The following is a 25,269-nucleotide window of genomic DNA, read 5'->3' as shown; positions in this document are numbered from 1 at the left end:
TTCAGCGCAACAGGTATGGGATATCGACTTTCACGGCCCCGGTCGGGCAGTCCTTTTCACAGGGCATGCAGTACCAGCATTCGTCGAAGGCCATGTAGGCCTTTTGCGTGGCCGGGTTGATCGCCAGCAGGTCCATCGGGCAGACGTCAACGCACACGGTGCAGCCTTTGTGGGCGATGCAAAGGTCCTCGTCGACCGTGACCGGCGCATTGGAGCGGAAGAAGATTTCCTGGGGCTGATAGGCCATGTTCAGTCTCTCTCTGGTGGACGGCATCACGCCGCGTCGGCACCGACCCGCAACCGGTCGTAGGCCTGCATTTCATCGGCATCCAGCGGGATGATGTAAGGCTCGACGGGCTTCTTGAAACTGGTCATCAAACCGTTTTCGTCCTTCTTCAGGTGGCAATGGCAGAACCAGTCACCGTCGTTGCGTTGCGGGTGGTCGACCCGATAGTGGTAAAGCCCCCAGCGGCTTTCGGCGCGGAACAACGAAGCGCGGGCAGCCATCTCGGCGCAGTCGCGGATCATGCTGACTTCCATGGCGCGCATCAGTTCGTGGGCGTTGTGGGCCTTGATCTGATCGAGGTCGCGCTGGATGTCGCTGAAGCGCTGCAGGCCGATTTGCATCTTCTTGGTCACTTTCGGCGGTTGCAGGTAATCGTTCACAAAGCGCCGCAGCTTGTACTCGACCTGGGCCGGTGGCAGACCGTGCTCACGGTCCAGCGGTGCGTAGACCCGTTGTTTTTCGGTGTCGATCTGCCGGGCGTCCAGCGCGGAAAACTCGCGTTCGGCAACAAAGTCCGCCGCGTTGGTCCCGGCAAACCAGCCGTAGGTAAACGCGCCGAGCATGTAGTTATGCGGCACCGCGGCCATGTCGCCCGCCGAATACAGACCCTTGACCGTCGTCTCGGCCTTCTCGTTGACCCACACCCCGGACGCCGAATGCCCGCTGCAAAAACCGATTTCGGAGATGTGCATCTCGACCATCTGCGTGCGGTAGTCAGTGCCGCGATTGGCGTGGAACTGACCGCGACTCGGGCGCTCGTTGCTGTGCAGGATCTCCTCGATGTTCTGGATGGTTTCCTCGGCCAGGTGATCGAGCTTGAGGAACACCGGGCCATTGCCGCTTTCCAGTTCCTGGTGGAACTCCCACATCATCTGGCCGCTCCAGTAGTCGCACTCGATGAAGCGCTCACCCTTGTTGTTGGCGGTGTAGCCACCCAGGGGGCCGGTGACGTAGGCGCAGGCCGGGCCGTTGTAATCCTTGATCAGCGGGTTGATCTGAAAGCATTCCAGGTTCGCCAGTTCGGCCCCGGCGTGATAGGCCATGGCATAGCCGTCGCCGGCATTGGTCGGGTTTTCGTAAGTGCCCATCAGGTAACCCGAGGACGGCAGGCCCAGACGCCCGGCGGCGCCGCAGGCGAGGATCACCGCCTTGGCCTTGATCACGTGGAAATCCGCCGTGCGGCAATCGAAGCCCATCACGCCGTTGACCGCGCCCTCTTCGTCCGTCAGCAAGCGGGTGCAGACCAGGCGATTGGTGATGCTCACCCGCGCCCGCTTCAACTGGCGGTACAGGACTTTCTTGATGTCGTGGCCTTCCGGCATCGGCAGCACGTAGGCGCCCATGTGGTGGACCTTTTTCACCGCATAGTCGCCCGTCTCGTCCTTCTCGAACTTCACGCCCCAGCGGTCCAGTTGCTCGATCGTCTCGAAGCTGTGGGTGGCGTAGGCATACACCGCGGCCTGATTGACGATGCCGTCGTTGGCGATGGTGATTTCCTTGGTGTACTGCTCGGGTGTCGAGTGACCCGGAATAATCGCGTTGTTCAGGCCGTCCATGCCCATGCTGATCGCGCCGCTGCGCTTGACGTTGGCCTTGTCGATCAGCAACACCCGCAGATCGCGGTTGCGCTCCTTGGCCTTGATCGCCGCCATGGGGCCGGCGGTGCCGCCGCCGATGACGACAATGTCGTATTCCTGTTCAAGGGTGTTTCGAGTCATGCCTGCTCCCCTTTATGCCGGTCGATCCGCAGGCGGTACTGGAAGGCATCGCCACGGTAATAGAGGTGTTCGAAGTCCAGCGGCTGGCCAGCGGCGTCGTGGGTCAGACGCTCGATGCGCATGATCGGCGAGCCGGGTTCGACGTTCAGCGCCTGGGTCAGGTCGCTGTCGGCCAGCACTGCGTCGATGGCCAGGTCGGCGTGACCGAGGGCCAGGCCGCAGTCGTTTTCCAGGATCAGGAAAATGTCGCGGGTGACCAGGTCAGCCTTCTCCAGGCGCTCGCCAATGGCCTGGGGCAAGTAGGTGATTTCCAGCGACACCGGCTCGCGGTTGATCAGGCGCACCCGCTTGATCTGCGCCACGGTCTCGCCTTCGGCGATCTGCAAGCGCTCGGCGACCAGTTTGTCGGCGGCGATGAACTTGAAGCTGCGCAGGCGGTTGATCACCTCGTAGCCACGACCGGTCATGGACTCGGCCAGGCCTTGCAGGGTGCTCACGTTCTGGAAGGTCTTGGGTTTGGCGACAAAGGTGCCTTTGCCGTGGATCTTGAAGATCAGCCCTTCCTTTTGCAGATCGCCGAGTGCCTGGCGCACGGTGATGCGGCTGACCTTGAACAGCGCGCCCAGCTCGCTTTCGGAAGGCATCTGGCTGTCCTGCGGGTATTGGCCGTCGAGGATGCGTGCGCGCAGCACATCGCGAAGCTGGGTGTGCAGCGGAACGCTACTGAGGGAGAGAACGTTATCGGTCATCAGGGATCACTTGTCATAACGAGTTATGACGTGATCTTAAAGTTCTAATGACGGGCTTGAGAAATATTGTTTGGATATAAGGTTAGATACGCGCTGAGCTTCCCTTGTGGGAGCGGGCTTGCTCGCGAAAGCGATGTGTCAGTCAACATGTTCATTGGCTGACACACCGCTTTCGCGAGCAAGCCCGCTCCCACAGGGTCAAGGTGTGCGTGATGATTAGCCGATATGCAGGGCGCGCAGGTCCAGCCGGCCGTCTTTCAGCGGCGGGCACCAGTAGTAGCCACCGGTGATCGGCCGGCTGATCCGGTACAGACCGTCGGTGATGCCGTCTTCCAGGCCGCTCATGCGCCGCAGCTGGACTTCGAAGGCATCGAGGGAAAAACCGAACGCCAGGAACATCAGGCCGGCGCGGTCATCTTCGATCCAAGGCATCGAACGGCGCACCACGAACGCTTCGGGTGCGAAGCTTTCCTGGGCGGTGCGCTTGACGTGGGCGGAGATCGGCGCGTCATCGAGTTCTTCGTTGTCGCTCAAGCGGCGGCCCATGATGTCGTCGGTTTCATGGGAGGGCATGGCGTGGAACCGCTTGAGGTCATGCTGCCATTGCTGGATCGCGGCGAAGCTGCCACCGACCGTGCCTTCAGCGCCCTCACCCACCAGTGCCGCCGCTGCAGCCGCTTCATCGCGAGGGTTCTCGGTGCCGTCTTCGTAACCGGTCAGGTCATGGCCGTCACGGTGGCGGAAGCCTTCGGTCACTTGCACCAGGCGCAGGGCCGGGGCCAACGCGGCGGCGAATGCGTGGCCGCGATTGAGCAATTCGCCACGATCGGTGCCGTGCAGCCAGCACCACAGCGCCTGTTGCGTCGACGGGTTGTCCACGCCGACGCCGGTCAGCGCCGGGAACACCCGCAACCCTGCAATGTTGCCATCCAGGGCCTTGACCAGGGATTCACCGAAACCGACCACTGCCGACTTGCCATCCACCAGCTGCATCAACCTGTCGAGCGCGGCCGGCAGGTCGGCGGCGGATTCAAGGGCGAAGAACAGATGACGGGCGTGAGGCGGAACGGGGGTGGCGAGAATGCCCGGCTGGTAGTGACTCATGTGAACTCCTTTAGAAAGAACGCCAAGTTTAACCGCAGCACCCGCCGTTGTGTGGACCGAGGTCAAAACTAGCGATTCAAGAATGGCTCAAAGCGGTCTACGCTTGAGGCACAAGACCCAGACCCTGAACCCCTCTATTCTGCCTGTTAGCGCCAAAATCCTACTGTAGGAGCGAGCATGCTCGCGAAAAACACCTAAGCGCCGCGGGGTTCCTGATAGCCCGCGTCATCGTTCAAGACCATCGCGAGCATGCTCGCTCCTACAGGGGGCAGGCTCGCCAATTGATACGGGGTAGCGACATGAGCACAGCAGATCTGCTTGGCAACCTGTTTCCCGAGGCCGGCAGCATCCCGGAAAAGTACCGCCTCGACGGCCAGATCGAGCAGCGTGAATACCTGGTCGACGGCATCCTGCAAACCTGGCCGGGCCCCCTCGCGGTGGTGCGCAGCCCGGTGTACCTGAGCGGCGCGCAAGGCGACGAGCAAATCATCCTCGGCAGCACGCCGCTGCTCGATGCCGACACCGCCCTGACCGCCCTCGACGCCGCCGTCCGCGCCTACGACCGCGGCCAGGGGTTGTGGCCGACCATGCGCGTGGCCGAGCGTATCCAGCATGTCGAAACCTTCCTCAAGCACATGCGCGAACAACGCGAGGCGGTGGTCAAGCTGCTGATGTGGGAAATCGGCAAGAACCTCAAGGATTCGGAAAAGGAATTCGACCGCACCTGCGACTACATCGTCGACACCATCAACGCCCTCAAGGAACTCGACCGCCGCTCCAGCCGTTTCGAACTGGAGCAGGACACCCTCGGCCAGATCCGGCGCGTGCCGATGGGCGTGGCGTTGTGCATGGGCCCCTACAACTATCCGCTGAACGAAACCTTCACCACGCTGATCCCGGCGCTGATCATGGGCAACACCGTGGTGTTCAAACCGGCCAAGCTGGGCGTGCTGTTGATTCGCCCGCTCCTGGAAGCGTTTCGCGACAGCTTCCCGGCCGGGGTGATCAACGTGATCTACGGCAGCGGCCGCGAAACCGTCAGCGCGCTGATGGCCAGCGGCCAGATCGATATCTTTGCGTTCATCGGCACCAACAAGGCCGCCAGTGACTTGAAGAAACTGCACCCGCGCCCGCATCGCCTGCGTGCGGCGCTGGGGCTGGATGCGAAGAACCCCGGCATCGTCCTGCCGGAGGTGGATCTGGACAACGCCGTGACCGAAGCGCTCACCGGCTCCCTGTCTTTCAACGGCCAGCGCTGCACCGCGCTGAAAATCCTCTTCGTTCATGAAGACGTGGTCGACGCCTTCATCGAGAAATTCAACGCTAGACTGGCCTCACTCAAACCCGGCATGCCGTGGGACAGCGGCGTGGCCCTGACGCCGCTGCCGGAGTCCGGCAAGGTCGATTACCTGCATTCGCTGGTGGCCGATGCCGTCGGCAAAGGCGCAAAAGTGGTCAATCCCCATGGCGGCGAGGCCCGTGCATCGTTCTTCTACCCGGCGGTGCTGTACCCGGTGACCCCGCAGATGCGCGTCTACCAGGAAGAGCAGTTTGGCCCGGTGGTGCCGATCGTGCCGTATCGCCATCTGGACACGGTGATCGACTACGTCCTGGAGTCGGACTTCGGCCAGCAATTGAGCATCTTCGGCACCAACCCGGTGGCGGTGGGTCGCCTGGTCGATACCTTCGCCAACCAGGTCGGGCGCATCAACCTCAACGCCCAGTGCCAGCGCGGTCCCGACACCTACCCATTCAATGGCCGCAAGAACTCCGCCGAGGGCACCTTGTCGGTGCATGACGCCTTGCGGGTGTTTTCGATCCGCACGCTGGTGGCGACCAAATTCCAGGAGACCAACAAGGACCTGATCAGCGAGATCATCAGCGGGCGCAGTTCGAGTTTCCTGACCACTGACTACATTTTCTGAGGAGGTCCGGCCTGAGTACATTGATCGCCCATCGACTGCCACCGCTGCTGCGGCGGCTGCTGCGCCCGTTGCTGGACCCTTACCAGCGTTATCGCCACGCGCGGATGATCCATGCGGTGCGCGTGTCGCTCGGGTTACTGGCGACGATCCTGCTGACCACCGGCATCCACCTGCCCCACGGCGAGTGGGCATCGGTGACGATGCTGGTGGTGATCGGCGGTTTGCAGCACCACGGCAACATCGGCAAAAAAGCCGCCGAACGGGCCATCGGCACCCTGGTGGGGGCGGCGATCGGCCTGGTGCTGGTGGTGCAACAGTCCTGGCTCGGCCTGCAGTGGCTGACCTATTTCGCCATGGCGGTGATTTGCGGGTTTTTCTCCTACCACGCCATCGGCAAGGGCGGATACACCGCGTTGCTGGCCGGCATTACCGTGTTCATCGTCGCCGGGCACGGTGACAATCCGGTCTCCGACGGGCTGTGGCGCGGGGTGGACATCCTGATCGGCATCGCGCTGGCCCTGGCGTTCTCCTTCGCCCTGCCGCTCTACGCGGTGTATTCCTGGCGCTACAACCTGGCTGATGCCTTGCGCGATTGCGCGTCGATCTACGCACGGGTCATCAACGGCGAGCCCATTGCGGCCGACGAGCACCTCAAGCTGATGGGCCGTTTGAACACGGTGATGGTGCAACTGCGTTCACTGATGCCCTCGGTCTCCAAGGAAGTGAAGATCTCGATGACCGAACTCGACGCTATTCAACGTCACCTGCGCCTGTGTGTCAGCACCCTGGAGATTCTCGGCAACACCCGGCCGGATGCCAGCGACCCCGCCGCCATGGCTCACCTGCAATCGACCTTGAAGGCGGAACATCGGCTGATTCGCGTGCAACTGATCGGCATGGCCCGGGCCCTGAAATCCGGCGCCACGCAGCGGCTGAGTCGCTCCATGGAGCTGCCGGCCGTCAGCCTCGATGCCCCGGTCTACAACGCGCTGGACGGTTACCGACTGTTGACTCAACAACTGGCCGCCAACCTCGGCGAGATGCGCCAGCGGCTGGCCAGGACCGCGCCGCACTGGAACATCTGACGCCGGCCTACTGCGTTACTGTGCGTCGCCCTTTCAGGCTCCAGCCTTGCTGCATCCCGGCGGCGGCCAGCAATATCGCGGCAACCCCGATCCACTGCAGCGGCTCCAGGCGATGGCCAAAGGCAAACCAGTCGACGAAAATCGCCGCAATCGGATAAATGAACGACAGCGCACCGGTCAGTGCCGTCGGCAGCTTCTGGATCGCGCCATACAACAGCACGTACATCACGCCGGTGTGCACGATGCCCAGCGTCACCAGGCTGGCCCAGGCGCCTGGTGCCTGCGGCAGCGCCGAGAAGTGCGCGAAGGGTGCGAGCAACAGCACGCCGGTGCTGACCTGGATCAGCGCGATCAGATGCGGCGGCGTGCCGGTCAGGCGCTTGATGATCAACGCGGCAATCGCGTAAAGAAACGCCGCACCCAGTGCCAGCACAATGCCGATCAGGTATTCATTACCGCCCTCACCTTGCCCGCCATGCGCGCTGACAATCGCCAGCATCCCGAGAAAGGAAACCCCCAGCCACGCCAGTTTCTGCAGGGTGATTTTCTCGTTGAGGAACACCGCGGCCAGGCCCACCAGCATGAACGGCTGCACGTTGTAGACCGCGGTGCCGATGGCAATCGAGGCGCGGGAATAGGACGCGAACAACAGCACCCAGTTGCCGACGATCGCCACGCCGCTGAGCACCGCCAACAGGAACGTGGTGCGGGTCAGGATGCCAGGACGCAGGAAACCAAAGGCCGCGCAAATCAGCAGCAAGGTGCCCGCGCCGAACAGGCAACGCCAGAACACCACATCCAGCACCGGTTGCCCCGACACCAGCACGAACCAGCCGATGGTGCCGGAAATCAACATGGCGGCGGTCATTTCGAACGAGCCGCGACGTATTGTGTTGTCCATCTTCAGACTCCTCTGTATTTGAGCAAAGTATGCCAATCAGCCGGGGCGCATCTCCAGCGCAAAAATCAGGCTAAACTCGGTATCTGCCTTTTTTATCAAGGCGATTTTGATTAATGGCCTAATCGAGGATTTGCCATGACCGATGACATCGACCAAGTGCTGATCTCGGCATTGATGGAAGACTCGCGACGCTCGCTCAAGGCCCTGGCACAGATCAGCGGCCTGTCATCCCCCAGTGTTGCCGAGCGCCTGCGCCGTCTCGAAGAACGCGGCGTGCTCAAGGGGTATACCGTCGATATCGACCCGAAATGCTTCGGCTATCAACTCCAGGCCATCGTGCGCGTACGCCCCCTGCCGGGCCAATTGCAGGAAGTGGAGCGGCAGATTATGGCCATTCCCGAGTTCACCGAGTGCGACAAGGTCACCGGCGACGACTGCTTCATCGCCCGCCTGCACGTGCGCTCGATGGAGCAACTGGACACCCTGCTCGACCGCCTCAACACCCATGCGGAAACCAACACCGCGATCGTCAAGAAAACCCCGGTCAAACGCCGGTTGCCACCGATGGCCTAGCCACTTGCGCAAATCCCGGGCAATAAAAAACCCGCCGGAGCGGGTTTTTCATTCAAGGCTGCCGATCAGTCATCGCGGCTCATGATGCCGAACAGCTGCAACAGGCTGATGAACAGGTTGTAGATCGATACATACAGGCTGATGGTCGCCATGATGTAGTTGCGCTCGCCGCCGTGGATGATGGCGCTGGTCTGGAACAGGATGCAGACCGAGGAGAACAGCACGAAACCTGCGCTGATCGCCAGTTGCAGACCGCTGATCTGGAAGAAGAAGCTGGCCAGCGTCGCACCCAGCAGGACAAAGAAGCCCGCGGTGATGAAGCCGCCGAGGAAGCTCATGTCCTTGCGGGTGATCAGCACGTAGGCCGACAGACCGCCGAACACCAGCGCCGTCATCGCGAAGGCCGAGCTGACCACTTCAGCGCCGCCCTGCATGCCCAGGTAACGGTTGAGGATCGGGCCGAGCAGGAAACCCATGAAACCGGTCAGGGCAAATGCCGACACCAGGCCCCAGGCGGAATCACGGAGTTTGTTGGTGAGGAAGAAAAGGCCGTAGAAGCCGATCAGCACCACGAAAATGTTCGGGTAGCCAACACGCATCTGCTGGGCCACGAAGGCCATCACACCGCTGAATGCGAGGGTGAGGGCCAGCAAGCCGTATGTGTTGCGCAGGACGCGGCTAACCTCTAGCTGCTCAGCCTGCACGCTGCTATTCACTGCGTAATCCTGTTCGCGCATGGCGACACTCCTGTTGGTTTGAAACGTTCAGTCGCAAAGATCATAACAGACGCTCTGTAACAAGCTATGCAGAGAGTTTGACAGTGTGTTTCATTCAGGTATTATGGCGCCCGCAACGCAAACGGAGGTGTGGCCGAGTGGTTTAAGGCAACGGTCTTGAAAACCGTCGACTGTAACAGGTCCATGAGTTCGAATCCCATCGCCTCCGCCATCTTTATACGACAAAGCCCTGATTATTCAGGGCTTTGTCGTTTCTGTGGTTTAGTTTGCGTCCTGCTGATTTCGATGCGTTACAAAACTATTTGGTAACCGCTACAAAAATTTCCTGATTTTCCTCTCTCCCGGCGTCCTGCCAATCGTAAAAAATCCTTCATAGAACCTGGTGCTACGCCGACCACGAAAAGCAGTTCGCCCTAGAGGCCGCCATCATGGAGCTGTCGAACTGGGTCGAGCGACGTAGCGCCGGAGTGACGACTACCGGCTGCAGACTCGAAAGGTCGGTGCATGTGAAAAATTTGGAACCGCTCTTGGGCGCGCTCGCCTAATGATCAGCGTGTGGGCATTCCCACAGGCAATGTGCCTATACCGGCACACTCCGAGAGGTGGTCAACGTGGCTAAGGACGAGAAGAAAAGTAAAGGCGAGTCTTCAAAAGCCAGCATGGTGTTGAAAGACAAGAAATCGTCACCGGCAAAGAAATCAGCTGCGGCCTCGGCTCTTTCGAAATCTTCCGAAAAGAAAGACAAGAAAAAAGATGCCATACCCAAGAAATCTGCAAAAAAAGCTGATAGCAAGCCAGAAAAGGCTAAGAAATCAGAGAAAGCAGAAAAGTCAGCTAAAAAGAAAAAGTGATATTTGTTATCTGCTAGGGCTATACGCCCTAGCTTCCTCACGCGGCGTTGCCTTCGATGTCACAACCACCTGCAATAAGTTGGTAACGGCCCTTCGCGACAGGCCCTGATCGGCCAAAAGCGGATGTCTAATCCAGGGAAAAATAAATCTATCCCCATTTTGCACCGCACTGAACCAAAGCTACTTGCTATGACTCAGCTTTAAATGGCTCGGTGATCGTTGAGGAAATGCTCATGCTCAAGATATGGATAATGCTGCTATGCATTTGCCTTGCGAGTTGCAGCCGGGTGGATGTGCATACCTACAGCCAGGAGACGCCCACGCTTGAGTTGCGTGAATTCTTCGAGGGCCGGGTTGAAGCTTGGGGTATGTTTCAAAAGCGTTCAGGCGAGGTAACCAAGCGCTTCCATGTGGTGATCAATGGCCACTCCGCAGGCAGCAGGCTGATCCTCGACGAATCGTTTACCTACAGCGATGGTACCAAGCAAAAACGGGTGTGGACGCTGACCCCTGCTGGCCCTGGCCAATGGCGCGGAACCGCTAGCGACGTGGTGGGCGAGGCGCTTGGAGAGGTGGCAGGCAATGCACTGCGCTGGAAATATGTGCTGAACCTTCCGGTGGATGGCAAGGAGTACCAGGTTCACTTAGACGACTGGATGTACCTTATGGACAAGAACACCATGATCAATCGTTCGTTCATGACCAAGTTCGGGGTAGAGGTAGGGCAGATCACCTTGTTCTTCCGCAAGCAGCCTTGAGGTCGCCAGGAACGTCCAAACGAGTCGGATTATCGAACCCCTTGCGCAGCGATGAGTCTGTTCTCACATAACTCCTTGGAAATAATCCAATGTCCGCTCAACACACCCTTGTCATGCTCGCTCGGGGCGGATATGCCGCTCGGGGTGTTCTTTATCTGATCATTGGAATCTTCGCACTGCTGGCCGCTCAGGACTCGACCAGACCGAAGGACGGTCAAAAAAGCCTTGAGGCGTTGTTAAGCGAGCCATTCGGATATGTCCTCGTCGGGCTGGTCGTGGCTGGTTTGCTCGCCTTTGCCGGGTGGCGAGTGCTGCAAGCGATTCGCGACGTCGATCATCACGGTACACAACTCAAGGGTTTGGTGATTCGTGCAGGTTTGTTGGCGGGAGGTGTGGTCAACGGTGCGCTTGCGTTTTTTGCATTGGGTCTACTTATCAGCGGCGTTCGCAGTTCAGGCAATTCCGGAGGTGGGGAGACAAAGGATTTACTGGCGCATCTTTTGTCCTGGGATCACTCAAACGTGTTGATCTATCTTGTGGCATTCGTCCCGCTAGGCGTAGGCGTTGCTCACATCTTCAAGGGTTGGAAGGCGTCGTTCGATAAGTACTTTGAGGCTGATGAAGACGTAATGCGTTATATACGCCCGGTGTCCCGGTTTGGACTCATCGCCCGAGGAGTGGTTTTTATCGAGATCGCCCTGCTTTTAACGATAAGCGGTTCCCGGTATAAAGCCACGGATCCGCCCGGCATGAAGGAGGCCCTTGATGCTCTTCAGAACCTGCCAGCGGGAGCTTTGATTTTGATGGTGATGGCTCTGGGTTTAATCGCCTTTTCGGCCTACAGCTTTTCCGAAGCTGCCTGGCGCAAAATAAACATGGATGTGCCGGGAGTATCTGGATCGTAGTCGACGTGCTGGTGGCGGAGGTATTCGCGTATCGCTACGGCGGTATGCCTGGCGCGGGTTACCACGAAAAGATGCCCCTCCCCTGTTAGTGCGTGCAGTTCGGCGCGGCGAATGACGCGGCGCACGATATGGGCGTTGAACAGTCGCACAAGCTGCTCCCAGCCTTCCGACGCATTATTGAACCACTTGCTCTCCTCGACCTTTCCCTTGTGCATTTGAAAAGACGACTAGGTGCCATCGTTGTTGTCCCTGGTGGTGTTCTGTGAACTATCGAAGCAGCCGTCGTGCATGAACAAACTGATAAAGCTACGTTTCGTACGTTAGCGATCTCGGCTTAACGCCCTAAACCACGAGCATTGGTACAAACGAGCATGGCCCATACAAAGGCGTGCTCCGGAGCAGTTTCTCCCTTGGTCTGCGTTCATATGCACTGCATAGCCGCCTCGCCTTGGAGATCAGATGCAGCCTGTCGAGCAAGCTCCGTGAACCGCACTACACTCCTAGACACACATCACAGGCAGCTTTCTATGAATTGCGGCAGCAGCACTGAGCAGATCAGAAGCGCTTAGGCAATTCCCCAATCGCCACTTCGGAATCGATAGCCCATCCCTCCTGAAGTTTCAGCTGATTAGTTACGCCATGTATAAACTGATATTTCAGATCGTCCGTTTATCTTGATGATCATCATAAATATAGTGACCCCATCGTTCTCCAGAAGCACAGCCAAGTTCAATTTTCCATAAAAAAAACCGGCGATGTTGGCTGGCCGGCAGAAGGGGGTATCACAAAGTTGAGCATTAACGTGACCACATCGCGCCTGTCTTTGCCAAAACGGTACTGCTAATTCGAGCATCAACTGGTGCTCGTGGTCCTGAACGGAACTCAGGTTAATTCATCGCTGTTCATTCCATAAAATTGGAGTTCCACCATTATGAAATCACGACGTATCGTAAGCGCCACTCTCGCTTTCACTATGCTGCTGGGCGGCACCACAATGGCTGGTCAAGCCCTTGCTGCCGACACTGCCAGCCCCCCCAAATCCGCCAGTTCCTCCCCCAACCAGTTTCTCATTGATAAGGTCAGCCCCGAATACTGGCGAGTGCAGATCAACAACCCGCCTTTCAACATATATGGCCCGGACTCTACCTTACAGTTCGAGAAGGTAATCAGCGCGATCGAAAGCGACCCCAAACTCAAGGTGGTGGTCTTTGAAAGCAAGGTGCCTGGCTTTTTCCTGACCCACTACGACTTCGCGGAGCCCCTGGAGCGGACCCTGGATATGCCCAACGGGAAGACCGGCCTGCCGCCGCTTCCGGACATGTTGGTACGCCTGAGTAAGTCCCCGGTGGTTTCCATCGCGATGATCAACGGCCGCGCCTCTGGCGTGGGGAGCGAACTGGCCCTGGCCAGCGATATGCGTTTTGCCAGCGACAAGGCAGTGCTTTCCCAATTTGAAATTGGCGCCGGCTTTGTCCCAGGCGGAGGCCCAATGGCGCGCCTGCCACGTCTTATCGGCCGCGGCCGTGCATTAGAGGTCCTGCTAAGCGGTAACGACATCGACGGCAAGCTGGCCGAGCGTTATGGTTACGTAAACCGCAGCTTTCCCGAAAACGAGCTGAACAGCTTCGTCGATGCTCTGGCCCGCCGCATCGCCACCTTCGACAAGCAATCTCTGGGCGAGATCAAGGAACTGGTGAATGTAGCTTCCCTCCCTTCAAACGAAGACGTCGGAAAGGAATGGCCCGCTTTTCTCAACTCTGTTCGACGCCCTGCCGCCCAACACCATATCGGCCGCCTTATGGAACTAGGCCTGCAACAAAAAGCTGATGTGGAAATTAATCTGCCCAAGTATACCGGCCAGGTCAGTGCCGAGAAAAACTAAGGCGCAGAAGATCGCAACATTGTGGATTTACCAGGGCTGGGCCAAGCTTAGCCCTTTATTCCAGCACCGGATCGTGGTGTCGAAGCCAACGGCGCAGAACCTGCCCGCCCGCAAAAACGAGCCTTTTGAAATGGAAGTCATCTCATGTTCGAACGCAACAAACTGGTACCGGAGTTAATGGTCACCAACCTGGATACCAGCCTGGCTTTTTGGGTTTCTCGTCTGGGGTTCAAAGTAGCTTATCAACGCCAGGAAGATGGATTTGCATACCTTGATTTGAAGGGTGCTCAAATAATGCTCGAACAGGTTGATTCAGACGCGGGTCAATGGCTGGCCGCACCGTTGACCCAGCCATTTGGAAGAGGCATCAACCTACAGATTGATGTTGAGGCTGTCGCACCCATCATCCAACAGCTTGATCAGGCTGGATGTGCACTCTATCGAGAATGCAAAGACACCTGGTATCGAGCTGACAATGTAGAAGTAGGCCAGCGCGAATTCATCGTCCAGGATCCCGACGGTTATCTTGTAAGGTTGGTGGAGCGATTGGGTGAGCGACCGACTTGCTCAATCTGAATCTGAGGCGACTGTCAGTTATGGGTCGGTAACTGCCCTTTGCGGCAGGCATCAATCGGCCAGAAGCAGTCGGTGGACGGAGCGATCGCAAATGGGTAGCTATGCTTGGTCTAGTGCCGGAACTGATTGAGCAGATTGATGTTGTATCAACCCTTTCAGCGGTCACCCGACTGTCACAATGCCCGGCCTGGTCAGGGATAGACGACAGAACAAGGAATGTTATCCATCAAGCCCGTGAAGGCGTTATCACCTCACTCGGGGTTTATTTAGAGGAAGGCCCAAAAAGGAGTCAGCCATGACCGTAGTCGATCGCCTCAGGTATTTGCGCGTCGTTCTTGTTTTGGCTGGCCTCGCGTGCCTTGCTCTCTACCCACTGATGTTGTTCTGGCCGTCCGGCTGGGCCTGGCACGTCGGTCACTCGGACTACCCGATGATGATCGTTGGCATCTACGCCACACTTGGCGTGTTCTTGATCCTGGCCGCACGTGATCCAATAGCCAATCTGAGCCTGATCTGGTTCACCGTGTGGTCCAGTGCCGTACACGGAGGCATCATGGCCGTCCAGGCGGTCACCCAGCCGGGGCAAATGGGGCACTTGGCAGGTGACGTGCCGGCGCTCTTCATCGTGGCGGTTGCCTTGGCCATCTTGACGCACCGCTCGCAATTGGCCGCTCGGCCCCGGACACACAATGGGGTCTAAGAGCGATTTTGTTGCGCAGACCAGGTGGATCAGACCCGCTGTACGCCGCAGGTCCAGATTGGCTGTTCGCTAGCGGGCGACACTCAAGTTACTTCATCACTCGCCGATAGCGACCTTGGCTGACTCGCCGCAAAGCTAGGGAAATAAGCATGATCGGAGCGATATTCGGGATTTTGGTGGTTTCAGCAATCCTACATCTCAGCATCAGTTGGATAGGAAAGAGACTTCCACAAGTGGTTCACTTTGTGGAGGATTTTAGTGGAACAATACTCATATCTTGCATGTTGGCATGGGTAAATCACATGGAGACTACTGACCGCAACAGGCCTAGTATGTTTTTCATGTATGCCTCGTTGTATTTCTTTTTTGTATTTGCCTCAAAGCTTTCTGGAACCACCTTTTATGACAGCGTGCCTCCCAGGAAGGCTAAGGTTTCCCTTCAAGCCGAGTTCGGCTTATTTTTCTGCTCGTTGATTGCAGTTCGAATTTTTACTGCCGTGACAGGCGGAGCTTTATCAGCGGACAATAATTTACCGGCAAATCTACTTCTGATTATCCTCACGTACTATTTGCTGGAAAAAGCTTTCGTCAAGCATAAACAAACCAATGCGCCAAAAACCCGGAATACAGAGTAACTGTCATAGGTGAAAAGCCGCCTGTAAGTCAGAGCTTATGGATTGCAAGCATTTGCTGCCGCCCAAAGTTGCCTCTCATATCCAATCCGCTGCCGGCGCTCAGCCAGCAGCGCCCTTACCTTCAATTCAAGCGAATCCGCTTTCATCAGTCCGGCGGCTGCCCTGGGTGGCACAATAACTTCCTGGGTTTTACAGGCAACCAATACCGGCACCTCGACCCGAACAGTCCGAACCGCTGGCTCTTGGCTCGCGCATCCCGCCAGCACCAGCAGATAGACCCGCGCCTGATTTCCGGCTTACGAAGCGACCTTGAATCGCTTCAGTAACTCGTTTGAAGATCGGCTGATGACGATTTAGAACTGCCGTCAAAAAAATCGCGCCCCCCTCCGTCAGTCCTCTTGATCTATCTGATCAAGAAAATCAACGTCATCGTCTTCTTCGTCAAAAATTGCCTGAGCATCTTCTTCGCCCCATGACTCGTCATCATGAAACTCATGATCGAGCAGATGGTCGTGCTCGGGCTCGGGAATATCTCGTTCTTCGCTCATGACTTACCGAAACAAATATTGAAAGAGCGAATTGTATAGGTAGATCCTTTCCCTGGGTCAACGATCACCCAACAACGACACGTATCACCCTCATGCCCGAGCAGCGATCACGGCAGCCGTCGAGCTTGCGAGGTGTCCAACAAAGCGCAACCCCGATCTGAGGAGGCCGTGAATCGCCTACCAGCCGGGTTGCCTTACCCGCTCAAGCCCCCCATTCAATCCGCGCAATGCAACGTGGTACCTGCGTGACCAGTGGTCCATCGGCATTTGATCAATGAGATGAGCCTGGGACCCCGGCGATAAAAAACCCGCGCATGGCGGGTCTGAATTCAGAGTGAACACTCACTTGGGGCGTCCCAAATTGGTTTTATGCAGCCATCCGCCAGGTTGATGTTCTTCCCAGGCGTCGGCTGGACTCCGCCCTCCAGGGGAAGTAGAACGCCCCAGGAGCTCTTCAATTTGAGCTTTGTAAGAACGAATTTGAGATTCGAATCGCTCACACGTTGCGTTGGCGCTAGCCAGTTGGATGTGGGCCTCTCCAAGCTCCCGATCCTTACTGAGGACTCGACGCTTTTGCTTCGACAATTCAGCGCTGAGCTCTTCCATTCGGGTCGCTGCCTCAGCGTTGGCCTGCTGTAGAGACTCAATCACCTCTCCCGCACGCTTGAGCGCTTCTCCGACAGGTGCCGGCTTAACCTTTACCTTGCGGTCATTTAGAAAACGAAGCGCACCGCCATACCTGACCTCACGCCTCACCAACAGCTCTTGCACCTGTTTGGGCGTGAATTCAATCAGCGTGCTTTCCTTGACCTTGTCCGGCAGGGTCACATAGGCGATAGACGTGAATTTCACGCCATCAAGAAACTCCAACTTCTTGGGGAGCGGGTTCTTTTTATTGAATTCAGCGCGCAGTGCTCTTTCTGAAGTTTTTCCAATTGCTTTCCGAGCCATTAATCGTCCTGCAGAACAGTGATGAAGGAGCCTTGAGTGTACCATCAGAAAGCCACTACCTTCGGCTCGTATCAAGCCGCAACCCAACCCTCGATAACGTCACCCCCGTAAAGTGCTGTCCCTCAAAACAGACATTAAATGGCAGAATCCCCTCACCCTGATCATTTCGGAGACCACAATGCTTCGCGCGTTTGAACGAAGGCTCGACCCATTCCCCCCCGACGAAGCACCCCCACCGCCGGTGGGTCTGGTGCGATTTCTGTGGGCCTGCACGCGCGGCGCCCGCGGCTATATCCTGGCGCTTGCGCTGCTCAGTGCCGGTGTGTCGATCTACGAAGCCTGGCTGTTTTACTTTCTCGGGCAGGTCGTGGACCTGCTCTCGACCTGGCAGGTCGGCAGCGAGGCGAACGGGCAAGTCAGTCAAGTCCTGTGGGGGGTTGGCATCGTGTTGCTCACCAGCATCGGGCTGGTGGCGCTTCGCACAATGGTGCAGCACCAGGTATTGGCGATCAATCTGCCGCTGCGCCTGCGCTGGGACTTCCATCGGCTGATGCTGCGGCAAAGCCTTTCTTTCTTTTCCGATGAGTTCTCCGGCCGGGTCACGACCAAGGTGATGCAGACTGCCCTGGCGGTGCGCGAAGTCCTGTTCATCCTCATCGAAATCGCGCCGGGCATCGGCATTTACTTCATTGCGATCATCGCCCTGGCGGGTGGCTTTGCCCTCAAACTCATGCTGCCTTTCATTGCCTGGGTCGCGTTGTTCGGGCTGGCCATGCTGTACTTCGTGCCACGCCTGGGGCAGGTCGGGCAGGAACAGGCCCATGCTCGATCGTCGATGACGGGGCGTATTTCGGACGCCTACACCAACATCACCACCGTGAAACTGTTCTCGCACTCCAAACGTGAAGCGCACTTCGCCCGCGCGGCGATGGAAGATTTCAAGCACACCGGTTTTCGCCAGATGCGCCTGGTCAGCCAGTTTGAAATCGTCAATCAGGCACTGGTGGTCGCGCTGATCCTCGGCGCAGGCGGCTATGCCCTGTGGCTGTGGCACCAGGGCGAAGTCGGCACGGGAGCCGTGGCGGCGATTACCGCCATGGCGTTGCGGATCAATGGCATGTCGCATTGGATCATGTGGCAAATGACCTCGCTGTTCGAAAACATCGGTACCGTGCAGGACGGCATGGCCACCCTGACCCGCGGCCCGAAGGTGCAGGATGCACCGGACGCCCGCGTACTGGTGACCACTGGCGGCGCGGTGACCTTTGACAATGTGAGCTTCAACTACAACGGTGAACGCCAGGTGCTCGACGGGCTGAGCCTGCACATCCGCCCGGGCGAAAAAATCGGTCTGGTGGGCCGTTCCGGCGCCGGCAAATCCACGCTGATCAATCTGCTGCTGCGCTTTTATGACGTCGACAGCGGCGAGATTCGCATCGACCGGCAAAACATCGCTCACGTGACACAAGACAGCCTGCGTAGCGCTGTTGGCATGGTCACTCAGGACACCTCCCTGCTGCACCGCTCCATTCGCGACAACATCGCCTACGGCCGCCCGGATGCCACGGATGCACAGGTCCGCAGTGCAGCCGCCAGCGCCCAGGCCGACCGTTTCATCGACCAGCTGAGCGACCGGCAAGGCCATACCGGCTATGACACCCTGGTGGGTGAGCGCGGCATCAAGCTTTCAGGGGGCCAGCGCCAACGCATCGCCATCGCCCGGGTGATGCTCAAGAACGCCCCGATCCTGCTGCTTGACGAAGCCACCAGCGCCCTGGACTCCGAAGTCGAAGTCGCCATCCAGGAAAGCCTCGATGAAATGATGCAGGGCAAGACCGTCATCGCCATCGCCCATCGGTTGTCGACGATCGCGGCCATGGACCGGCTCATCGTCATGGATGAGGGACGCATCATCGAACAAGGTACCCACGCCGAGCTGCTGGGAAAAAACGGCACTTATGCGCGGCTGTGGCAGCATCAAAGCGGTGGGTTCCTGGGTGAGGATCAGGGGATGGCGGAGGCGATGGATCAGCTGTGAGCGTGAGCGGGGTCTGGCAAGAATGCCGACCCTGGTTTGCCTTCTTCACTGTGCCCCCTGCCCTGTTCGGCGCACAACAAAAAACCCCGCTTCCTTGTGAGAAGCGGGGTTTACGGGTTCACCTGCATCCTTCAGCTAAGTGAAGGATGCCTCCGTTTCAGGGAGATCAGGCGAAGTAGTCGCCTACTTTCAATTGGCCGACATCGCCAGGTGTGACGCCTACCAACTGGATGAATACGTCCGCCGTTGCGCTGAACGCGGCATCTGCATCGTTCACATACAGGTATGTGCCTTTAGCCGTACCGTTTTCAATGACGACCATCGAAGCCTTGTTAGCAGCAGTCCCCGTGAAGGCTGTTGTCAGCACACCCGAGAGGTCGCCAGTGTCGGCAGTGAAGATGTCAGCCAGGCGTTCCAGCCCGGCAGGTTGTGCTACTGCACCACCGGTGACGGACAAGAGGTCAATCTTGTCGGTGCCAATGGTGAAGCCTGTGAACAGGTCCATGTCGGCCAGTGTCGAGTGGGACGGCGCATCGCTGGCGGCGGCGGCCTGGGCGTTTGCGGCGATCAGATCGTCGGCTACCGCGCTGTTGGCAGCGACTTGGGCGTTGGCAGCCGCCAAGTCGTCGGCTACGGCAACGTTGGCGGCAATCTGAGCGGTTGCAGCCGCCAGATCGTCGGCTGCGGCATCGTTGGCCGTTGTTTGAGCGGCTTCGGCAGCTTGGTCGTCAGCCAGGGCTTGATCGGCTGCAGTCTGAGCGGTTGCAGCCGCTTCGTCGGCAGCCTTTGCGTTGTCGGCCGCCGTCTGAGCGGATGCAGCGGCAACGTCGTCGGCCAGCGCTTCGTCGGCTTCATTCTGAGCGCTTGTCGCAGCAGCATCGTCGGCTACAGCACTGTCGAAGGCGGCTTTAGCGCTGTCAGCAGCGTCACCGTAGGTCTCCAAAAAGCCTGTGATGAGCGCTATTGCTTCAGCATCCGTAGTTGCCGCCTGAACAAGCGCCAGGTCAGCGGGTAATACGCCCGGAGCTACTGCAAAGGCTGCTTGAATGGCAATGAGATCGTCTGCTACATCTAAACTATTATCTGCGGTCACATCTGCAGCAATCGAGACGTTGGCAGCAGTGGTATACGCAGCTCGCAATTCTTGTGCCGCAACAGAAACGATTTGCAGGGCATCCGCGTCGGTCAGATCGGCAGTGGCCTTGGCAGCGTTGGCAACATTCTGCTTCACGTCTACGTCGATCAAATCGGCTGTACCCTTCAGGGCATCGGCAAAAACTTGCAGGTTACCCGCGTCGGTCAGATCAGCAGTGGCCTTCAGTCCGTCGGCAATTGTTTGCAGCGCACCGGCGTCGGTCAGAGCAGCGATAGCATTCAGAGGATTGGCGGTGTTTTGCAATGCTACAGCGTCAGTCTGGTCGGCAGTAATTTGCAAAACGCTAGCAGCAGATAGCAACGCGGCGGCGTCAGTCGCATCGGCGGTATCCTGCAAGGCTTCGGCCGTTGCCAGCAGCGCATCCGCGTCGGTCTGATCGGCGATAAGCTGTGCAGCATTAGCCAGCGCCTGCTTATCCTGACCGAACTGCACAACAACCTTGGTCGGATGAGCCGTCACGTCGATGTTGTCACCGCCAACCTTGCTGGTGATCACGGTCTCGGTCGGCGTTACCGGGCCACCGCCAGTCGATGGCGTGGCTGCTGTCACAGCATCACCCGCCAGCGCCGCAGGGTTGTCCAGCGCGGTAGTGTCGGTTGCAGCCTTGGTCACGGTAGTCGCGACGTTGGCCAGCAGGATGCTGAGGTCAGTGGTTGCGCCAGCCTGGTTGGCCACGGTGGTCAGGTAGGTCGCCAGGTCGCCGAGTTCGCTCGGGGCCTTGGTGTTCAGGTTGATGATGCTGTCGAAGGTTTGCGTCAGCAGGGTGATCAAACCCGGGGTCACGTCAGCCGCTGCGGCCGGTACCAGCTTGAGGACCGCTTGAACGGCAGCCAGGGTGTCGGGGTTGCTGTTGACGGACGCGACGACCTGGGCGGCCAATGTCAGATCGTTAAGACCCTTGTCCGCAAACGCTACGCCTGCGGTCGCCTTGTTGCTCAGATTGGCTGCATCGAGCACGCCCTGGGCCGAGGTGTTCGCCTTGGCGCCATTAATGACGGCAGCCAGGAACACATCACGACCGACACTGTTGTTGGTCAGTTGATCCTGCCAGTAGGCAAGACCTTCGGCATCCGGCGCGCGGCCCAGAGTGGCCTGGTAAATCTGGGTAATGAAATCGTTGTCTGTCAGTGTCGACGGGTACTTGGCGAGGCCTTCAGCCTGCTCGGTCATCCAGTTTTTGGAGATGTCTTCAAGGGTCAACGGGCCCTTGTCCAGTTGCTCGACCCAATAGGCCAGGCCTGCGGAATCGGGCGCGCGGTTGAAGAAAGAAATGTACAACTCGGCCAGTTTTGTCTGCAGAACAGTCATGCTTATTCCCTTGATTAACTCCATCCCATGATGGCAGTTGGTAAATCCATAGTGACTGGCCGTGAGGATGTAATCCCACGGCAGTCAGTAGCTTGAGCACAACAGAGCCAAACCGTGTGGTACTTGAGGCTTTACTGCGTCAACGACGCGTAAACAGCTTGCGCAGAGAGTATTTTTTGTTGCGGTTTTATTACTGGACTGCAGCAGGCGAATACTCGCGCGAAGCGTGTTCACATCGCCATCGGCGTACTTTTTAGTATAAATGATATCAAAAAGCCATAAAAATTTTTGAAACAAGCCGATCTCGCAAAAGCGTGTAAGCGAAAGCTTACACGAGTTTCCGCTGAATTTATTTGCCCGCTGATTACAAACGAAAAATTAGTAAGCTATCCGATAACTCGCAAATTGGATCCATTCACCAATGAATATTAGTACAGTAACTCCCTTTTGAAGTTAGTAGTAATGCGCACATAGCCGCTATACAGGTTAGTTGTCGCAACCTGACGACAACAATCTATTCAACCCACCTGAACTGTTAAATCCCTGCGCCGCCCCTGAGTTCCTGATAATACTCCCGATACCAACTAACAAACTGCATCACACCCTCTTCAATCCCGACTTTCGGAGAAAAGCCGACCCAATCTGCAAGTGCCGAAACATCCGCCCAGGTCTTCACGACATCGCCAGGCTGCATCGGCAAAAAGTTGCACTGGGCTTTTATGCCCAACGCCGATTCCAGGCATTGCACAAAATCCATCAGTGCAACGGGCATGCCTCGTCCGATGTTGAAAATCCGGTTGACGCCATCCGCGCCCTTGTCCGGCACCGGCGGTTTAATGCGCAGTCGGGCAATGCTTTCGATGATGTCGTCGACATAGGTGAAATCGCGCCCCATCTGGCCATGGTTGTATATATCGATCGGCCGCCCCTTCAGCATCGCTTCAGTGAACTTGAACAGGGCCATGTCGGGACGTCCCCAGGGCCCATACACGGTGAAAAAACGCAGGCCGCTGGCGCGAAGACCGTAGAGATGGCAGTAACTGTGGGCGAGCAGTTCATTGGCGCGCTTGCTGGCGGCATACAACGAAACCGGTTGATCGACCGGGTCATCGACGCTGAACGGCAACTTGTTGTTGGCGCCATATACCGAACTGCTCGATGCGTAGATTAGATGCGCGGGACGATGGTGTCGGCAGGCTTCAAGGACATTCAGAAACCCGACCAGGTTCGATTGCGCATAGGCATCCGGGTTGTCCAGTGAATAGCGAACCCCCGCCTGCGCGGCCAAATGCACAACCTCGGTGAAACCCTGTTCCTTGAACAACGCCATCAAGGCCGACTTGTCGACTATATCCATTGCCTGAAAACGGAAGCCGTCCAGCGCGCTCAGCCGCTTGAGCCGCGCGTGCTTGAGCGCCACGCTGTAATAGTCGTTGAGGTTGTCGATACCGACGACTTCAAGTCCTTCGCGGCACAACCGCCTGACCGTGTGATATCCGATGAATCCTGCGGCGCCAGTCACAAGAACGGTCATAATGCCCTGCCCCATTGTCCAACCCAAGGCGGGTAGTTATAGCGTTGCTATAGAAAGGGGTCCAGCTGAATAATAGGATCCACTTCGGGAAAATGTTTTCATGACAATCTTGCCAGAGCACGACTATAAACATTCTGAAAAGTTTAATCCGCTCGACGGAAAAAAAATTATTCGTAAAAACAGACAGTTGGCTGTTAGCGAATGCACTAATGGATAGAAGGCACGTTTTTTGACAACGATCGTTTGACAGGCTGCCGAGAGTAGTCAATAACTACACCGGTCTATTGGAACAGCATACGAGTGCAACTTGTTCGTTTACCGCTGCTCCCCAGGCAACTTCTGATCTCCTTATTCTTAAAGGTCCGTGACACGGACCGTGCGGTAGCTTTGCCTGCGACAAACTGTCAGTGTCTTATTCCATTCAAGCTGTCAGTAATAACGCAAAATCATTCATGGCTGTCTCACTGACGTAACACGATGTGATTCAACTTTGAAACACGCATGCGCAGCACTTATAAAAAATACATCCCTCCCGACTTTATTTTCCCGGTCTCGATAGAGCCCCTGCCTGCCTAAACTTTCGATCTTCACGGAGTTTACCAGCATGCCCGCAATATGCCCGGAACGGTCTCAATGGTATCTACTGCAATGCAAGCCTCACCAGGATGAACGTGCCCACGTCAACCTGACTCAACAAAACTATGTTGTATTCCATCCTCAACTCATGAGTGAACGTGTGATTCGCGGCAAACAACACAGGGTGCGCGAATCCCTCTTCCCTGGGTATCTGTTTATCCATCTTGGCGGTAACGACAACTGGGCGCCCATACGATCCACGCGTGGTGTCAGTCGTATCGTCGAATTCAATCATGGCCCCGCGACGGTGTCCGAGCATGTCGTCGAGCACTTGCGTGCGCGCTGTGAATCGGCGGAATCGCAAGTTAACGAGCCCCTCAAGCCCGGCGAACCCTTGCAGATCATTCGAGGGCCACTGTCGACACTGGAAGGCATTTTCATATCGTCGCAGGGGACTGAGCGCGTGATGATCCTGCTGCAGTTTCTTAATCGGGACCAGGCGATTTGTCTGCCATTACGTGATCTCGAACGCCAGCAACCCTCACTACAAATAAATAATTAACCCCCTGACTTGTATGCTTTCCCCGGGAGCTAGGACATGGTCTTGAAATCACGCTGCCCTTACGCACTGATCATGGTCTCTTTGTACCCGACAATGGCCTGGAGTATTGATCCACAGGCTATTGATGTGTATGGGTTCGATTTCACACCGACTTTCATGTTGTCGGAAAGTCATGACGACAACTTTCGCGAACTGGAAAACAATCGACAGTCTTCCATGATCACCAAGTTGCTGCCCTCCTTCGAACTCAAGGCCGAAGATCGCAACAGCGCCACCCGACTGACCTGGCAGCCCTCCCGCTACATTTACCACGACGAGTCGGATGCCTCGTACACCGCCCAACGCGTGCGGGCGGACAGCATCATGGAGTTCACCGACCGGCATCGGCTGGCCCTCGAAGCCGAATACCGCAAATACGAGCGCACGGAATCGACGGCGGTCGAAGGCATCAATGACAAGATCAACAACAAGCGGGTGGGCGGGCTCTATACCTACGGCGCCAAGAGTGCCGACAACCAGATCGACTTCGGGGCCAACTACGCGCAGCTGCGCTACGACAACTCCGACGGCATCAATGAGGACAAGGAGCGCAATACTACGGGTGTGACGAGTACCTGGTACCACCGCCTCGGCAGCAATACCCGCAGCCTGCTGGAATACGACCACACCGTTTTCGATTACCTGCAATCCAACAGCCCGCGCAGCAGCACCTCCGATGCGGTACTGGCCGGTGCGGTGTGGGACATCACCGCCCGCACCACCGGCAAGGTGCGCATTGGCTACGAGAAAAAAGACTTCGACAACAGCGAATCCAAGGACCTCGACAACCCCACCTGGCAGGTCGACCTGCAATGGAAACCGCGCACTTATTCGACCTTTACCTTCGTCGCTCGCCAGGCCCTGGCCGAAGGCGATGACGGCGCTGATGCCGTCAAGTCCACCTTCACCCAGGTCGGTTGGCGTCATGGCTGGACCGAACGGATCACCACCGTGGCCCAGGCCGGGTTCGGTCGTTATGTCTACGAGGGCCAAAGCCGGACCGACAACCTCCAGGACTACCGCCTGGCCGTGGTGTACGAAATGCGCCGATGGCTGGATATCGAACTCGGCTATCGATACCGCGATAACGACTCCGATGCCGACAATGAAAGTTTCACCCGCAACGTGGTTCAGCTCAGCTTCAACGTAAGCCTTTAAGCACGAGGGTTTCG

24 protein-coding genes and 1 tRNA gene are annotated in these 25,269 nt (G+C 57.5%); 14 read left to right on the top strand and 11 right to left on the bottom strand.

Annotated elements, in window-relative coordinates; translation table 11 throughout:
• Position 1: 1 nt before the first annotated feature.
• From F8N66_RS12665 to F8N66_RS12650, 4 genes are all read right to left on the bottom strand, one after another.
• Positions 2 to 247, bottom strand: a complete 246-nt coding sequence (locus F8N66_RS12665) for a ferredoxin family protein (protein WP_008060065.1) — start codon at positions 245 to 247, stop codon at positions 2 to 4.
• Between the two features lie 26 nt (positions 248 to 273).
• The gene (locus F8N66_RS12660; protein ID WP_150770492.1) at positions 274 to 2,004 is read right to left on the bottom strand and encodes a fumarate reductase/succinate dehydrogenase flavoprotein subunit; all 1,731 of its coding nucleotides are present in this window, start codon (positions 2,002 to 2,004) and stop codon (positions 274 to 276) included.
• Positions 2,001 to 2,753 carry a GntR family transcriptional regulator gene (locus F8N66_RS12655; protein ID WP_150770491.1) on the bottom strand — a complete coding sequence of 251 codons (753 nt, stop codon included), beginning with the start codon at positions 2,751 to 2,753 and terminating at the stop codon, positions 2,001 to 2,003. Before F8N66_RS12655 ends, F8N66_RS12660 begins: the two co-directional genes overlap by 4 nt.
• Positions 2,754 to 2,969: 216 nt before the next feature.
• Positions 2,970 to 3,857, bottom strand: coding sequence for a Dyp-type peroxidase (locus F8N66_RS12650; RefSeq protein ID WP_150770490.1), 888 nt, complete (start codon positions 3,855 to 3,857; stop codon positions 2,970 to 2,972).
• 299 nt (positions 3,858 to 4,156) lie between these two features.
• On the opposite strand from F8N66_RS12650, the gene F8N66_RS12645 reads away from it, so the two are divergent.
• A complete protein-coding gene (locus tag F8N66_RS12645) occupies positions 4,157 to 5,782 on the top strand; it encodes an NADP-dependent glyceraldehyde-3-phosphate dehydrogenase (RefSeq protein WP_150770489.1) in 1,626 nt (541 codons plus the stop codon).
• Positions 5,783 to 5,826: 44 nt separating this feature from the next.
• Positions 5,827 to 6,867, top strand: a complete 1,041-nt coding sequence (locus F8N66_RS12640; RefSeq protein ID WP_150770915.1) for an FUSC family protein — start codon at positions 5,827 to 5,829, stop codon at positions 6,865 to 6,867.
• Positions 6,868 to 6,874: 7 nt separating this feature from the next.
• Here the strand turns inward: F8N66_RS12640 and F8N66_RS12635 are convergent, their stop codons facing one another.
• Positions 6,875 to 7,768, bottom strand: coding sequence for a DMT family transporter (locus F8N66_RS12635; RefSeq protein WP_150770488.1), 894 nt, complete (start codon positions 7,766 to 7,768; stop codon positions 6,875 to 6,877).
• Between the two features lie 135 nt (positions 7,769 to 7,903).
• Here F8N66_RS12635 and F8N66_RS12630 point away from each other — a divergent pair, with 135 nt between their 5' ends.
• Positions 7,904 to 8,341: an Lrp/AsnC family transcriptional regulator gene (locus tag F8N66_RS12630; protein ID WP_150770487.1), complete on the top strand. Its 438-nt coding sequence runs from the start codon at positions 7,904 to 7,906 to the stop codon at positions 8,339 to 8,341.
• Between the two features lie 65 nt (positions 8,342 to 8,406).
• On the opposite strand, the gene F8N66_RS12625 is transcribed toward F8N66_RS12630, so the two are convergent.
• Positions 8,407 to 9,078 (bottom strand): Bax inhibitor-1/YccA family protein, encoded by a 672-nt coding sequence (locus tag F8N66_RS12625; RefSeq protein WP_150770486.1) that lies wholly within the window; start codon positions 9,076 to 9,078, stop codon positions 8,407 to 8,409.
• Between the two features lie 123 nt (positions 9,079 to 9,201).
• Here F8N66_RS12625 and F8N66_RS12620 point away from each other — a divergent pair.
• The 8 genes from F8N66_RS12620 to F8N66_RS12585 all read left to right on the top strand — a co-directional run bounded on the left by F8N66_RS12620 (position 9,202) and on the right by F8N66_RS12585 (position 15,385).
• Positions 9,202 to 9,289: transfer RNA gene (locus tag F8N66_RS12620), tRNA-Ser, on the top strand.
• 391 nt (positions 9,290 to 9,680) lie between these two features.
• Complete coding sequence (locus tag F8N66_RS12615; protein ID WP_150770485.1) at positions 9,681 to 9,929, top strand: hypothetical protein; 249 nt, start codon at positions 9,681 to 9,683, stop codon at positions 9,927 to 9,929.
• A gap of 233 nt (positions 9,930 to 10,162) precedes the next feature.
• The gene (locus F8N66_RS12610) at positions 10,163 to 10,687 is read left to right on the top strand and encodes a DUF3833 domain-containing protein (protein WP_150770484.1); all 525 of its coding nucleotides are present in this window, start codon (positions 10,163 to 10,165) and stop codon (positions 10,685 to 10,687) included.
• Between the two features lie 89 nt (positions 10,688 to 10,776).
• Positions 10,777 to 11,592 carry a DUF1206 domain-containing protein gene (locus F8N66_RS12605; protein WP_150770483.1) on the top strand — a complete coding sequence of 272 codons (816 nt, stop codon included), beginning with the start codon at positions 10,777 to 10,779 and terminating at the stop codon, positions 11,590 to 11,592.
• 931 nt (positions 11,593 to 12,523) lie between these two features.
• Entirely contained in the window at positions 12,524 to 13,474 is a 951-nt protein-coding gene (locus F8N66_RS12600; protein WP_150770482.1) for an enoyl-CoA hydratase/isomerase family protein, read from the top strand.
• A 144-nt stretch (positions 13,475 to 13,618) separates the two neighbouring features.
• Positions 13,619 to 14,050, top strand: a complete 432-nt coding sequence (locus F8N66_RS12595) for a bleomycin resistance protein (RefSeq protein WP_150770481.1) — start codon at positions 13,619 to 13,621, stop codon at positions 14,048 to 14,050.
• Positions 14,051 to 14,345: 295 nt separating this feature from the next.
• Positions 14,346 to 14,750: a DUF6632 domain-containing protein gene (locus F8N66_RS12590; RefSeq protein ID WP_150770480.1), complete on the top strand. Its 405-nt coding sequence runs from the start codon at positions 14,346 to 14,348 to the stop codon at positions 14,748 to 14,750.
• Positions 14,751 to 14,899: 149 nt separating this feature from the next.
• Positions 14,900 to 15,385 carry a hypothetical protein gene (locus F8N66_RS12585; RefSeq protein ID WP_150770479.1) on the top strand — a complete coding sequence of 162 codons (486 nt, stop codon included), beginning with the start codon at positions 14,900 to 14,902 and terminating at the stop codon, positions 15,383 to 15,385.
• 35 nt (positions 15,386 to 15,420) lie between these two features.
• On the opposite strand, the gene F8N66_RS32120 is transcribed toward F8N66_RS12585, so the two are convergent.
• The 3 genes from F8N66_RS32120 to F8N66_RS12575 form a co-directional block, all read right to left on the bottom strand.
• Complete coding sequence (locus F8N66_RS32120) at positions 15,421 to 15,657, bottom strand: hypothetical protein (protein WP_150770914.1); 237 nt, start codon at positions 15,655 to 15,657, stop codon at positions 15,421 to 15,423.
• Positions 15,658 to 15,774: 117 nt separating this feature from the next.
• Complete coding sequence (locus F8N66_RS31470) at positions 15,775 to 15,933, bottom strand: hypothetical protein (RefSeq protein WP_191622982.1); 159 nt, start codon at positions 15,931 to 15,933, stop codon at positions 15,775 to 15,777.
• A 342-nt stretch (positions 15,934 to 16,275) separates the two neighbouring features.
• Entirely contained in the window at positions 16,276 to 16,884 is a 609-nt protein-coding gene (locus F8N66_RS12575; RefSeq protein ID WP_150770478.1) for a hypothetical protein, read from the bottom strand.
• Positions 16,885 to 17,062: 178 nt separating this feature from the next.
• Here F8N66_RS12575 and F8N66_RS12570 point away from each other — a divergent pair, with 178 nt between their 5' ends.
• Positions 17,063 to 18,922 carry an ABC transporter ATP-binding protein gene (locus F8N66_RS12570; RefSeq protein ID WP_150770477.1) on the top strand — a complete coding sequence of 620 codons (1,860 nt, stop codon included), beginning with the start codon at positions 17,063 to 17,065 and terminating at the stop codon, positions 18,920 to 18,922.
• A 166-nt stretch (positions 18,923 to 19,088) separates the two neighbouring features.
• On the opposite strand, the gene F8N66_RS12565 is transcribed toward F8N66_RS12570, so the two are convergent.
• Together F8N66_RS12565 and F8N66_RS12560 are read right to left on the bottom strand one after the other, a co-directional pair.
• Positions 19,089 to 21,386, bottom strand: coding sequence for a DUF4214 domain-containing protein (locus F8N66_RS12565; RefSeq protein ID WP_191622981.1), 2,298 nt, complete (start codon positions 21,384 to 21,386; stop codon positions 19,089 to 19,091).
• A 535-nt stretch (positions 21,387 to 21,921) separates the two neighbouring features.
• A complete protein-coding gene (locus tag F8N66_RS12560; protein ID WP_150770913.1) occupies positions 21,922 to 22,920 on the bottom strand; it encodes an NAD-dependent epimerase in 999 nt (332 codons plus the stop codon).
• A 604-nt stretch (positions 22,921 to 23,524) separates the two neighbouring features.
• On the opposite strand from F8N66_RS12560, the gene rfaH reads away from it, so the two are divergent.
• Together rfaH and F8N66_RS12550 are read left to right on the top strand one after the other, a co-directional pair.
• On the top strand, positions 23,525 to 24,058 hold the full coding sequence (gene rfaH, locus F8N66_RS12555; RefSeq protein ID WP_150770475.1) for a transcription/translation regulatory transformer protein RfaH: 534 nt from the start codon (positions 23,525 to 23,527) through the stop codon (positions 24,056 to 24,058).
• A 36-nt stretch (positions 24,059 to 24,094) separates the two neighbouring features.
• The gene (locus F8N66_RS12550) at positions 24,095 to 25,255 is read left to right on the top strand and encodes an outer membrane beta-barrel protein (RefSeq protein WP_150770474.1); all 1,161 of its coding nucleotides are present in this window, start codon (positions 24,095 to 24,097) and stop codon (positions 25,253 to 25,255) included.
• Positions 25,256 to 25,269 lie beyond the last annotated feature (14 nt).

The sequence above is a fragment of the Pseudomonas fluorescens genome (assembly GCF_902498195.1).
Taxonomy (GTDB): domain Bacteria; phylum Pseudomonadota; class Gammaproteobacteria; order Pseudomonadales; family Pseudomonadaceae; genus Aquipseudomonas; species Aquipseudomonas fluorescens_BU.
This window is presented reverse-complemented; position numbering and strand designations above follow the sequence as displayed.